Below are 13,499 nucleotides of genomic sequence, written 5' to 3' on the forward strand. Positions count from 1 at the left end.
CCGAAATGCAATAATCCGATATAAACATAAAAGAAAGATATTAAAAGAAAAGTTTAAATCTACCAACTGGGATAGAATACCGCTTAATAGAGTAAATCAATCTATAAACCAAATATAAAATAGCAGAAATTCATTTAGTCTGATAATATGCGGTTTTTGTCGATGGAACAACCTTACCTATCTATTGTGTTTTTTAATTTGATAAGAAAAAATTTTCTTTGTTGAGGTATTAAACGACTACTATCTAATTGAAAAAAAATATACAAATGAAAAGGTTAACCAAACTATTATTAATTTCCATAATTTTCTTATCTGTAGGATCTGTAAACAGCTTTGGCCAAAAGGCTACTGAAAAAAAGGAATTTAAAATCTCTGGTAAAGTCATTGACAAAGCCACCGGAGAGCCTATCCCTTATGCTACAGCATTTTTAAAAGAAGCAGCAACTGACGCTTCAGTAGCTGGAGGCGTTGCCGATGATAATGGAGAATTCTTTTTTAATGTAAAAGCTGCTGGAAAATACAAGGTAGAACTTAGTTTCGTTGGCTATGACTCTTTTGTTAGGGAGGATGTAGAAGTAGGACCAAATACCCCATCATTATTTTTAGGCAATCTTGGACTTAGTGAGTCAGCTGTTTCCCTAGAGGAAGTAACCGTTCAAGGTCAAAGGAGTTTAATAGAAGAAAAGGTTGATAGAACAATTTACAATGCTGAAAATGACAAAACAACCGCTGGCGGTGATGCTTCCGATGTATTGAGGAGAGTGCCAATGCTGACTGTCGATTTGGATGGAAATGTATCCATGAGAGGTAGCAGCAATATCCTTGTTTTGATCGATAATAAGCAATCTGCCATTGTAGCCAACAATATTGCTGATGCTTTAAAGCAAATTCCTGCCGAAGAAATTAAATCCGTAGAAGTCATCACTTCTCCTTCTGCTAAATATGATGCTGAAGGTACCGGTGGTGTAATTAATATAGTCACCAAAAAGAACAAATTACAAGGTGCTTCATTGAATATCAATACCAGTGCTGGCTTGAGAGGATCAAATCTTGGTTTAAATGCAGCATTGAAAAAAGGAAAAATGGGCTTTTCCTTAGGTGGGTTTGGCCGTATGGGTTACAATATATTAGGTAGCTTCGAAAATGAGCAAACGCTACTTTCTGAAGATGCTCCAGCCACTCGAATTCTGCAGGGAGCTGATACTAGGAACAATATGATGTTTGGAAGGTATAACTTTGGCTGGGATTATGAAATCAACAAATTGAATTTCATGACCACTTCGGTTAGTTTCGGACTTAGGAATATGAGAATGGAGCAAGACGATCTATATACTGAAACTTATGTAGAGGACATATTGGTCAATGAACTTTTAAGAGATGTAAAAACAGACAATCTTTCAAACAATGTTGATGTCAGTTACAATTACACCAAATCATTTGAAAAGAAAGGAAAAGAAATTAGTTTTTCTGGCCTCTACTCTCGAAGCAATCGTACCAATGACTTTGTAAATAGCCTTTACAATGATTCCTTTGATCAAATCATTAGTAGAATAAAAAATGACAACAATAACCTTAACGAGGAGTTTACAGTTCAGGTAGATTATGTGACACCACTTGGTTCAAAAGATGAGCAGATCATTGAATATGGCGCCAAAAACATACTTAGAAAAGCGACCAGTGATTTCGCGTATTTTAGAGCCGATGGTGCAGATGGGGATTATGTGGAAGATGAGGATGTTGACTTGTCGAATCAGTTTAATTACAACCAAAATGTAACTGCCGGATACCTGTCCTACACCCTTGGTTTTTTAGAGCATTACACATTAAAAACCGGTATTCGATATGAGTACACCAATATTGATGCAGAATTCCTTTCTTCTGATTTACCAGCCGACATTCCTTCTTATGGAACCGTAGTACCAAACATGAACTTTGGAAGAAAGCTGGCCAATGGCAATATGTTAAAGGCCGCCTATAATAGAAGGATTCAAAGACCATCATTGAATTACCTTAACCCTAATATAGAAGCTGCAAACCCTCAACAAATCACTCAAGGAAACCCATTATTGGATCCTGAAATGACAGACAATTATGAATTGTCCTACAGTACCTTTATTAAGGGAACTTCCCTTAACTTCACCTCTTATCTAAGGAATACTACAGGTTCTATTCAGCCAGTAAGGACCATTCAGGATGACGATGTTATCTTTACTACCTACGAAAATATTGGTAATGAAAGGGCCTATGGTTTGGGTATATTCTCAAATGTTAATATTTCAGGCAAGTTTTCTTTGAATGGATCAATTGATGGTTATTTTTCTCAATTGGACAATGGATTATCAGACCCACAATTGAGAGCCCAAAATGAAGGGTTTGTAATAAGTGGTAGGTTATTCGGTAATTACACCTTACCTAGAGACTGGCAAATTCAAGCCTTTAGTTTTTACCGCGGAAGGAGAGTACAACTTCAAGGTTCAGCAGGAGGATTCGGTATCTATAGCTTAAGTTTAAACAAGCAATTTGCCGAAAAGCGTGGAAGCATAGGATTTGGAGCTGAAAACTTCTTTACCCCTGAGTTTAAAATGAGAAATGAGTTAGTAACATCTACCATCACTCAAAAAAGTGTCACTGGCATGCGCTTTATGAATTTCAAAATAAACTTCTCCTATAGAATCGGAAAATTGAGTGTTGATGGAGGAAGAAGAAAGAAAAGAGGGGTTACCAATGAAGATTTAAAAGAAAGTGAAGGCGGATCACCAGCTATGATGAACTAAAACCCTCTATTTTAATAGGAACTAATCAAAAAAAGGGAAGGTCTCCAATCGGAAGCCTTCCTTTTTTTTTGATAAAAATATGTAAATTTAACCCCGAAATAGACAACCTATTACGTATCCTATAACAAAACCCGGGTTAAACAACACATAACACCTGGTTTTAGTGGTATTGTTGCTTTTTTTGAGTAACAATACAGTCCCTCAAGTCTCCATTATTACCTTACAATTTTCCAGTTCTTCCTATCATTCAAGGGTCAATCTTTTAGAATAGGCCATTAATCCTGTCAAATGAATAAGCTAAATTGGGATCAATTTCCCTCATAAACTGCTACTGCTATTTTAGAATCGGCTGTACCATAGTATAAAAACCACTTTCCATTGAAAGGAACCATACCCTCAATAAAACAGACCAAATTAACCTGTCCTTCGGTTTCATAGGGTTTTTCAGGAGTCAGAAAATAAGTCTCAGACCTATCTATCAATTTACCTGGATTATCTTTTGCAAACAATGCCTGCCCAGCCGAATAAGCCCCAGGAGCAAGAGTCGTATCACGGTTTTCATTCTCTCCTAGATTCATTCCATTGTATAATAGTAAAATACCTTCTTCTCTAAGTAAAGCATAAGGGCCTGACTCTACTAATCGGCTATCAAAATATCCAGGCCTAGGTTTAAGCACCGATTTTAGGTTACCTTCTTCCAATAATGGACTCCAATTAATCAAGTCATCAGAATAGGCCAAGAAAAGGTCCGTATCACCAAAATACATCCAATACTTGTCGTTGATTTTCTTTGCAATGACCTTGTCCCCCTTTCTTTCGGCCACAATAGCGCCAGCTTTACTCCAAGTATCTTTCCATTCACCTCTCAAAACCCGTCCATATTTTTTCCAATTCTTTAAGTCTAATGAAGTAGCTAACATTAGTCGGGCTACTTCTCCATCATAGCTTGTATAGGTCAAAATATATCTTCCGTCTTCAGCCTCAACAATTCTAGGGTCTTCTACTCCCCCATCCCATTCTAATATTTTTAGACTGTCATTATCCGGATAAAAAATTGGTTCAGGAAGTTTTTTAAAAGTTACTCCATCATCACTTAATGCAAGGCCAATTCTAGAAGTTCCATTATTACTGCCAATACTATCTTCTGCTCGATAAAGAAGATTAATGAGCCCATCTTTAATCACCGCAGCAGGATTAAAAACATCCTTTTCTTCCCATTTCACCGGTTTCTGGAGAATAGGACAGGTAAAGGTCAAATTTCCTGGGTTAAGCACGGGGTTGTCTTCATCCATTTTAACAAAAGGTCGCATTTCCCATGATTTTGGATGTAGTTCTTTGGCGTCAACCTCGTTTTTCACCTTTTCCTTACATGATAATATTATTAAAAACGGCAATAAGCCTAAGTACCAAAATCCCAACTTTTTCAAATTAGTCATTTCAATCTTTATTTATTAAGCAAAAATATGATCTCAACTCTTCTATTTTTCATTCTTCCCGCCACATTAGAATTGGTCGCTATTGGTTTTTTCCCTCCCCAGCCTTTAGTAAACAAGCGGTCCTTCTGTACTCCTCTTTCAATTAGGAGCTCTTTTATTTTATTTGCCCGGGCCAATGACAATCGCATATTGACATTTTCATTTCCATAACTGTCCGTATGTCCTTCTATAGAAATAACCTTTTCAGGATTATCGTTCAAATAGGTGGCTAATTCATCCAAGGTGTTCAAGGACTCTTTATCATTAACCAAATCTACTGAAGCTCTTTGAAATAATAGCCCTTCTAAAACAAGGCCTTCACCTACTGCCAATGTAGCCAAATTCTCTTTTAAGTCCCCAACAATTGTTTTTTCCAATGTAGGTTCTATGCTACTTTTTAAAACATTTTCATTAGCATATAGGTTTTTTATCACATTTGCATTTTCAAAGCTCTTGATCTCCATCTTATTTTCAAGATTTTCTTCCTTTTTCGATGGCACCTCCTCAATTTTCAAGGAGGCTACTCCATTATAGTAAATATTCCCAAAATCATCGCTAGTCTGCGTATTGGTAAAAAAGAATCTTTCATTTTCAGAAGCTGGAAAATAATACATGTCCATACCAGCCATTTCGGATAACTTTAAAAGTTTAGGATTGCTCCACTTTCTCCAACTTTCATCCAATCGCATGCTAAAATAGATTTCAATGCTCTTTTCATTGTCAGAGGCATTTGTAGAAAAATATAGTGAATCACCATTAAAACCAATAGCCGGACTTAATTCCTGACTAGCTGTATTAATGCTTGCACCGAGATTTATAGGCCTGCTCCATGTATTCCCATTCCGCTTAGATATATAGAGATCTTCATTCCCATAACTTCCATAGGAGTCCATAGACATAACCATAAAAGATCCACCAGGGTCCAACGAAGCACTAAAGTAGTCTCCTTTGGTTTTTAAGCCAGGAATTTGAACCACCTCATCCCTATTCCAACTTCTGCCATCCCAAAAATACCGTAGTATAACCTGTTCCTTATTCAAGTTTGCATGATAAACCAGAGCTGTATCTGAGTCAATAAAACCAATTAGCAGGTCATAAAATGGTGTAGATAGTTCAGCGATTGATTGGGGCAACTTGAATACACCATCTTCTTCCGGGGCAAACCATACATCTCCAGGATCGCTCTTTCCACCAATATTGTCTGGATGAAAGGCCAGAGTAAAAAACAAGGATCCATCTGGAGCTATAATTGGGTGTTGCTCGTCATATTCAAGTGAGAAAACACGTTTTAAACCTGAGCTTTGTCCCAGAGAATTATGATAAGCAAAAAGAGCAAGCACTAAAACTGTGCTTGCTCTTAAAAATCTAACAAAGGTTTTGATCATCTTATACTGTTCATTGTCCCAATACTATTGCAAAAACCAATGGAGCAACAATGGTCGCATCGGATTCAATTATATATTTCGGTGTATCAATACCTAATTTTCCCCAAGTAATCTTCTCATTGGGAACTGCGCCGGAATAAGATCCATAAGAGGTGGTACTATCTGAAATTTGACAGAAATACCCCCAAAGTGGTATCCCATCACGTTGTAAATCCTGATGAAGCATTGGCACCACACAAATTGGAAAATCACCAGCGATTCCTCCACCTATTTGAAAGAACCCAACTGTACTGTCCTCTTTCGCATTCTCTGTATACCAATCTGCTAAAAATATCATGTATTGGATTCCACCTTTAACGGTATGAACGTCTTTGATATCTCCAGCGATCACGTGACCTGCAAACATATTTCCCAGAGTAGAGTCCTCCCAACCTGGAACAATTATAGGTATATTTTTCTTAGCAGCCTCTAATAGCCAGCTATGTTTAGGATCAATTTGGTATTCACTCTCCAATTTTCCTGACAGCAATATTTTATAAAAAAACTCATGAGGGAAAAAGCTTTCACCGGCTTTGTCAGCCTTCTGCCATTCTTCGAGGATCACATTCTCAATCCTCCTCATGGCTTCCATTTCGGGTATACAAGTATCAGTCACCCTATTCATGTGCCTATCTACCAGATCCTGTTCCTGCTGTGGAGAAAGATCTCTATAATTGGGGATTCGTTCATAATAATCATGTGCGACCAAATTAAAAACATCCTCTTCTAAATTAGCGCCAGTACAAGTAATGATGTGCACCTTATCCTGTCGAATCATTTCAGCCAAAGAAATCCCAAGTTCGGCAGTGGACATTGCACCGGCTAGGGTAATCATCATTTTTCCATTGTCATCCAAATGAGCTTTGTACCCCTCAGCAGCATCTATCAAAGCTGCTGCATTAAAGTGTCTGAAATGATGTTTAAGAAAATTGGTTATTTCCATTTTTTTTAATTAAAATTATTAGCCCAATAAGTTGGTTCTAAAAGATTCGAATATAAACAACAAGACCCTGAAAAGCAACTTAGGTTTCCTCAAGGTTATGGTACAAAATTAAATAAAAAAAGCCCGGAAAACCGGGCTTTTTTAAATATATCAGTGTAATTTAAATTACTTTTCTTCTGCCGGCTCTTCTACTTTTTCTTCTGAGTCGCTACTAGTTCCGTTTTTATAATCATCATTTATCCCAGCAATAACATCATCAGTAATATCCAACGATTTGTTGGCATACCAAACACCACCACCTCTTGTATAAGATAAAATCATTTCAAGATCATTAGAAGCAGCGTAATCGTTAAGATATACTTGGATTTTATCATATACCTCATTGTACAATTTAGTCTCATCTGCTGAAAGTTCAGCCATGATATTTTCCCTAAAAGTCATAAGGTTTTTTTCCTTAGTCATCAACTCTTCTTGCTTGGCACGAGCTTGGTTCATGGTCATGTTTGCATTGGAGTTTTGAAAACTAGCTACCTCTTTTTCAAATCCTTGAGCTCTATTAGTCAATTCACTTTGGTATTTATTGCCTTTTTCAGCAATTTCAGCAGACCTTTCTTTAAAGTAATCAAAGTTGTTGATCACACTATCTGTAACGATATAAGCCACTTTTAGGTCAGAGATATCTACCTTGTTTTCATCGGCTGAATTGGATTCATTGTTAGCAGGAGTATTACAAGCTCCGATTAAAAGTCCTAAAACTGCAATTGCACTGAATAATGTTGTATTTTTTCTCACTTGATATAGATTTTATAATTGATTGAGGCAAATATAAGAATTCTTAGTCTTTTACAAATTCTAAGAACATTAATAAACTCGAAAATACCCTTTTTTCTATATCTAACCTTGGTGGTAAAATTTAAATTATGAAAATTAGGTTAAAAATAGATTTCCTGAGCCAATCTAAAAGTATTGGCGTGAGCTTCTATAATATCACTAATTTTATAGGAATAACCCCCTCCCATGCAACACATCACTGGAATATTGTTTAATTTGGCCGCAGTGAAAACCATCTTATCTCTTTCTTTACATCCCTGAAGGGATAATCCCAACCTTCCAAGTTTATCGGTCGCCAATACATCAACACCAGATTGATAAAAAATAAAATCAGGCTCTACCACATCTAATAGCCTTTTAAAATGATTATCCAATAACTGTAAATAGTTAGTGTCATCCATATTATCCTCTAAGGCCAGGTCTAAATCCGATCGTTCTTTGTGAAGTGGATAATTGTTTTTACCGTGCATGCTGAAAGTGAAAACGTTTGGTTCATTTTGAAATAAAGCTGCAGTACCATTGCCTTGGTGAACGTCAAGGTCTACAACTAGAATCTTTGCTGCAATTTGTTGGGACAACAAGGCATTTGCCGCTATAGCAATATCATTAAGCAGGCAAAACCCTTCCCCTCTATCTTTAAATGCATGATGGGTACCGCCGGCAATATTCACCCCAATCCCATCACTGATTGCATTAAATGCTGCCATTACTGAGCCGTTCATTATATGGATTTCCCTATCTATTAATTCCTTACTTAATGGAAACCCTGTTTTCCTAATCTCACTTTTATTTAATCCCAGTGATTTTAATTTTTGAAAATATTCTAGCTCATGGGTAGCCGTAATTAATGACTCATCAAGTGCCAATGGTGAAAAAAGGTTCTCCTCTGTCAATGTCCCCTCATAAATCAGCTGTTCAGGGAGAAGTTCATATTTTTCCATTGGAAACCTATGCCCATGTGGTAAGGGGTGGGCATATTTTGTAGACCAAGCTACTTTTAACATAAATATTCTATGATTTCATTTAAAGATGGTAAAAACAACTATTGGTTGCTTTTAGTCTTCTTCTTCCTCAGATTCGAAGGTATAAAAAGTGTCATCTAGTACGAGGGTGTCATCATTAAATGCTTCAATAAATTTCTCTAGTTCAGCTTCATCAATTGATTCTAAATTTAGAGCAGCATCAAGGCCAATTCCAAAATCGTGATGGGTATCCAAATCCAAAAATTCCTGGACCCTAACAGAACCCTCCTCTTCCATATCCATTATCATTTCTGTAATGAACCAACCTATCTCTTCTTCTTCAGTTTGTAATGGAGTAAGATTTCCATTTTCATCCTCTTCGTATTTAATACCTTTGTAGTTTGGAAATTTTTTGGCTGCCTCATGTTCGGCCAATTCATACAACTCACTTTGGTAATGCAGTTTAAGCGTATACAAAACTGCATCATAAATCACTTCCTTACCTTCATATTTCCCTATGAAATAAAAATTGACATACTCGTCAGTATTGTCCTCACTTGGGACAATTTTAAAGCTTTTATTGATGGAAATAAGTTCCTGCTTTAATTTATCTATCGTTTCAGGTAAAAAACCATCGTTTGGGTATTTCATCTCTTGAAAGGTGGGTTAATAATATCTGTTTTGCTGTGTTTTGTTACAATAAAATAAAAATAGGCTACTACTTTGTAGCATTTACTCAATAATTTACAATCTTTTCTATTTTAAAAAAAGATTTAACCTAAAAGATTTTAATTATAAACTTTAAATTCATAATAAAAGTATAAAGAAATGATTAAGCTTATTGCTTTAATGCTGATTTAGGGCAAATTCACACAACCCAAAACAGGCTTTAAAGTAATAATATGGCACTAAACAACCTTACATTCAGCTACTTAATGTGATTTTCTTTCGATGTCAAATACTCCTGATGAGTTCGAAAAACCCCAATATTTAATCGGGATTAAAATGACTTTCACTTTTTTCTATAATTCAAAAAGAACTATTCGATATAAGATTAACATTAAATAGGTTGAATTGTTTTGTCACAATTTCATCTTCCTAAGCCACGACCTAAGGAAATTCCAAAAATTGAGTTTACCAAGGATAGGACCAAACTAAACAAAAGGGCCCACCAAAAGTTACCTACTGAAAATCCATTTACAATATCTGCCGCAAGCATTACCATCAATGCATTAATTACCAGCAAGAACAAACCTAAGGTAAGTATGGTAATGGGAATAGTGAAAAACACCAAAATAGGTTTAATCGTAATATTTAATAAAGCCAAAAGGGCAGCGATCAGGATTCCAGTAAAAAGGTCATCCACGATTATCCCGGGAAGCAAATAAGCTGTAAAGATTATTACAAATCCAGCAACGGCTAATTGTAAAAGTATAGATAAAATTTTACTCATAGATATCGACTTAATTTAACCCAGATTAGGCCATAGCATTTAAGGGTTATTTGATTATAAGATTAAAGCAATTTGGTCTTACAAGATTAGCAAAACTTATTTGAGATAAAAAAGTCTTTCTATAAAAAAACAACCCGGCAAATGTTACCGGGTTGCCATTTTTCAAATTAACTCCAGGTTCTATCCCAAGACCTGATTTCATTCCAGTCATCGGTAGGCGCAAAAAACTTTTCACCATCCCTTAACCTCTTCTTTACTTCGTCTTCATTGAGTTCCAGACCTATTCCCGGTGCCTCTGGCACGGTCACGTATCCATCTTTTACAAATGGTTTATCTATACCTGTTACCAAATCTTCCCACCATGGATTATCCACAGAATGGTGCTCTAGCCCTATAAAATTATAGGTGGCGGCGGCAGCATGTACTGTACCCATAAAGGTAATTGGTGAAGCGGCGTGATGGAGAGCCATACCTATTTGAAATTCCTCAGCATAATCTCCTATCTTTTTTGTTTGAAGATACCCTCCAGCACTCCCCGGATCAGGATGTACTAGGTCCACAGCCCTGGTTTCAATGAGATCTTTAAAGTTTTTCTTATGATAAGCATCTTCTCCTGTTAAAGTAGGTGTAGAAATGGCTTCAGTTATGCGCTTCCATTGCTCTGTATTTTGCCAAGGTATCAAGTCTTCTAACCATGCAATATTATATGGTTCAAAAGCATTGGCCAATTTAATCATCTCATTATACCCCATATGACCAAAGTGATCTATTGCTAATGGTATCTCAAAGCCTACTTTTTCTCTTGCTTTTGCAGCATATTCCACCATTTTCTCCAAACCTTTTGGCGTTATTTGAACATGAGTAAATTGATGTGGCGTTTGTGTATAACTCATCACATCCTTGTCAGACCAACCTCTCATCGGCCCCCAAGGTGATTTATTCGTTAAAGTATCTTTTTGGTCTTTTATCAAACCTATACCAATATCCATTTTCAACATGGTATAACCCATGTCAACTCTTCCTTTCATTTTATTGGCAAATTCATCTGGATCTTGTACGGTAGGTGTATCAACATAAATCCTAACCTTGTCTCTAAACTTACCTCCCAACAACTGATAAAGAGGGACTCCATAAGCTTTACCTGCCAGGTCCCAAAGTGCCATTTCTACTCCAGACACGCCTCCTCCTTGCCTACCATGCCAACCAAACTGCTCAATGCTTTTAAAGATTTTCTCGATATTACAGGGGTTCTCACCTAAAATCCTACTCTTCAACATCAAAGCGTATCGCTTATCAGCACCATCCCTAACATCCCCCAAACCATGAATGCCCTGATTGGTATATATTTTAAGTAAGGGTACATTGCCATATTGGGCAATCCGCATATCGGTTATCTTTAAGTCTGAGGGATTTGATAAACGATTAACTTTGGAAGTTGTGTGAGCAAGGGTTTCTTCCATAGGTAAAGCCAACATTCCACCTAAACTTATTCCTCCTAAAGCAGCCTTTTTAAAGAATGACCTTCTATCATTTTTAGGTTCTTCAAACAATGGTTGGGACCTTTCTGAAGTGCTAACTTTTGCAATTTTCTCATCCTGGTAACGTTGCTGTAGATGATCGATATTTTTCTTCATATTTGATAGGTGTGTTTTGGGTATTGTTAAAATTTATTTACTTATTATCCTACAATATGCCTAAAAATGATAGAAAACGAAAATTTTTTGAACGCAAAAAAGCCACTGAAATGTAAGCATCCGACGAACCCATATAGATTAATTTTGAGTTGTTGGATTTTATGCTTTGAGGAGCTACTTGATTTTATGTTTCTCCCAATTGGAAGGTAGTAGTTGATAGAGATCTTTTTGCTTGTGGCTCTGGATTCTTTCGAATACGTCCTTGAGCCATTCAAACTCATTAATTTTGTTCTTTTTGCAGCTGGCCATGAAAGAATACATGGCTGCTGTCATCTCCGCAGCCTTGTGCGATCCTGCAAATAGATACGCTTTACGACCTATAGCTAGTGGACGAACGGCATTTTCAACCAGGTTATTGTCTATTTCCATTTGTCCATGAAGTGCATAAACACTCAGTCCTGCCCATCTTGACCTGGTATATTCTATAGCCTTGCCCATTGGACTTGTTGGCCTATGGCTGTATTGGTGCTTTTCCAGCCATTGCCCTAATCTGTCCAGCACAGGAGTGGCATGCTCTTTTCTCTCCTTCGTTTTCTGTAGATAGTCATACCCCTTTTCTTTCATCTGTGCTTCCAGCTTATAGAGTAGTTGCATCTCATCAAGGACATGGTTTGCCTGTTCTTCATTGTCATTGAGCGCTTCTACAAACTTGCGTCTGGCATGTGCCATACAAAACGTTAAATGAATAGTGTCATGCTTCCCATAAAGGGAATCATACACCTTGTAGCCATCTGTTTGGATGATACCCTTAAAGTCAGCAAGCATTTCTTTGGGACCCGATCGATCCCTCCCTTTTCTGTAATCAAAGAGTACTAGTCTATCTACCGGCGCATGATAAAGCCACATGAACCCCTGATGAATACCTTTTTTGTTATCTCTATCTAACACTTTTATAGGCGTTTCGTCTACCTGAAGGTATTTTTGACTTAGGACTATCATACTGAGTAGATCGGAGAGTGGCTTGATCTGTTCCCAGCCCTTAATTACCCAGTCAGAGGCACTCGAAGCAGGGATTCTTACGCCCATCTTGCTGTATTTATCCAGCTGCCTGTGAAGCGGCATTCCGTAGACATATTTGTCTACGATAAGTTGAGCAATCACTGATTCTGAAGGTATTCCCTTTTCTATTACTCTATCTGGTAATGTACCAATGAGGATGCCTTCACCGTTCGGTCTCGCGTATTTTGGACGCACGTAGCGTTTCACATAAAAAGATGCCGGAACTACTTCCAATACTTCGGTTACTTCCTGACCTATCTGTACACAACCTTCAGTGGATTCTTTTGGCTCTATCACCACTTCTTCCCTTCTGAGCTCTTCGGGAAGGCTCATACGAGAGGTGCCCTTGGCTCTTTTCTTTGGAGTGGTTTTTTGCTCTGTGGTAGGTACTGACTCGGAAAGCTCCTCTTGTACAGCTTGGGTAGTGCCTAGCTCGAAAAGCCCCATCTGATTTAGTCCCACATTAGCGGTTCTCTTTTCACTCTTGGTGCCAAAAATATACCCCCTGAACTTTTCAAGTTCATGCTGTAGGTCTGCTATTGCACTTTCCTTTTCGGAGATGGTCAACAATGACTCCTGATGGGCTTGGAGCTCTTGCTCATATAGCTTTTTGTAGTCGATTGTCTCATTTTCCATGACATAAAAATAAGCATAAAAAATAGGTTTGAAGTAGTTTTAAGGCACTTTTTTACTCAATTCACCTGTTTATTTTCATGCCCTTTTTAAGGGTGTGTATCGGGTTCTGTAGCGTACCGATTCTAGCCTTACCCCCTGTAAGAGAAAGCTGAGTTGAGTACTCGTAATGGCTGTTCCGGTGAGAATAGGACGTTCAAAAGTGCCTCGTTCCAACTTTTTGATATATAAGGCAAAACCATCTTTGTCCCATTGCAAAAGTCGGATTTGGTTGCCTCGCTTGCCAATAAAAATGAACACATCTCCATTCA

At 37.4% G+C, this 13,499-nt stretch carries 11 protein-coding genes; 1 reads left to right on the top strand and 10 read right to left on the bottom strand.

What is annotated here, in order from left to right:
* Nucleotides 1–266 precede the first annotated feature (266 nt).
* Nucleotides 267–2,774 (top strand): TonB-dependent receptor, encoded by a 2,508-nt coding sequence (locus AC13EX_RS06070; RefSeq protein ID WP_482891977.1) that lies wholly within the window; start codon nucleotides 267–269, stop codon nucleotides 2,772–2,774.
* Nucleotides 2,775–3,082: 308 nt separating this feature from the next.
* Here AC13EX_RS06070 and AC13EX_RS06075 read toward each other — a convergent pair whose 3' ends face one another.
* From AC13EX_RS06075 to tnpB, 10 genes are all read right to left on the bottom strand, one after another.
* Complete coding sequence (locus AC13EX_RS06075) at nucleotides 3,083–4,210, bottom strand: glycoside hydrolase family 130 protein (protein WP_482891978.1); 1,128 nt, start codon at nucleotides 4,208–4,210, stop codon at nucleotides 3,083–3,085.
* Between the two features lie 8 nt (nucleotides 4,211–4,218).
* Nucleotides 4,219–5,634: an OmpA family protein gene (locus tag AC13EX_RS06080; protein WP_482891979.1), complete on the bottom strand. Its 1,416-nt coding sequence runs from the start codon at nucleotides 5,632–5,634 to the stop codon at nucleotides 4,219–4,221.
* Nucleotides 5,635–5,644: 10 nt separating this feature from the next.
* Entirely contained in the window at nucleotides 5,645–6,616 is a 972-nt protein-coding gene (locus tag AC13EX_RS06085) for a deoxyhypusine synthase family protein (protein WP_482891981.1), read from the bottom strand.
* A 165-nt stretch (nucleotides 6,617–6,781) separates the two neighbouring features.
* The gene (locus AC13EX_RS06090; RefSeq protein ID WP_048643186.1) at nucleotides 6,782–7,408 is read right to left on the bottom strand and encodes an OmpH/Skp family outer membrane protein; all 627 of its coding nucleotides are present in this window, start codon (nucleotides 7,406–7,408) and stop codon (nucleotides 6,782–6,784) included.
* A gap of 140 nt (nucleotides 7,409–7,548) precedes the next feature.
* The gene (locus tag AC13EX_RS06095; protein WP_482891982.1) at nucleotides 7,549–8,451 is read right to left on the bottom strand and encodes a histone deacetylase family protein; all 903 of its coding nucleotides are present in this window, start codon (nucleotides 8,449–8,451) and stop codon (nucleotides 7,549–7,551) included.
* Nucleotides 8,452–8,502: 51 nt separating this feature from the next.
* Nucleotides 8,503–9,060: a hypothetical protein gene (locus AC13EX_RS06100; RefSeq protein WP_482891983.1), complete on the bottom strand. Its 558-nt coding sequence runs from the start codon at nucleotides 9,058–9,060 to the stop codon at nucleotides 8,503–8,505.
* Nucleotides 9,061–9,499: 439 nt separating this feature from the next.
* A complete protein-coding gene (locus AC13EX_RS06105; RefSeq protein WP_482891984.1) occupies nucleotides 9,500–9,862 on the bottom strand; it encodes a phage holin family protein in 363 nt (120 codons plus the stop codon).
* A 167-nt stretch (nucleotides 9,863–10,029) separates the two neighbouring features.
* Nucleotides 10,030–11,496, bottom strand: coding sequence for a mandelate racemase/muconate lactonizing enzyme family protein (locus tag AC13EX_RS06110; RefSeq protein ID WP_482891985.1), 1,467 nt, complete (start codon nucleotides 11,494–11,496; stop codon nucleotides 10,030–10,032).
* Nucleotides 11,497–11,670: 174 nt separating this feature from the next.
* Nucleotides 11,671–13,191, bottom strand: a complete 1,521-nt coding sequence (tnpC, locus tag AC13EX_RS06115; RefSeq protein WP_482891987.1) for an IS66 family transposase — start codon at nucleotides 13,189–13,191, stop codon at nucleotides 11,671–11,673.
* A gap of 75 nt (nucleotides 13,192–13,266) precedes the next feature.
* Nucleotides 13,267–13,499 (bottom strand): IS66 family insertion sequence element accessory protein TnpB (gene tnpB / locus AC13EX_RS06120; protein ID WP_482891988.1); only part of this gene is annotated, 233 nt, incomplete at its 5' end.

It is taken from the genome of Cyclobacterium sp. L-R (assembly GCF_056859355.1).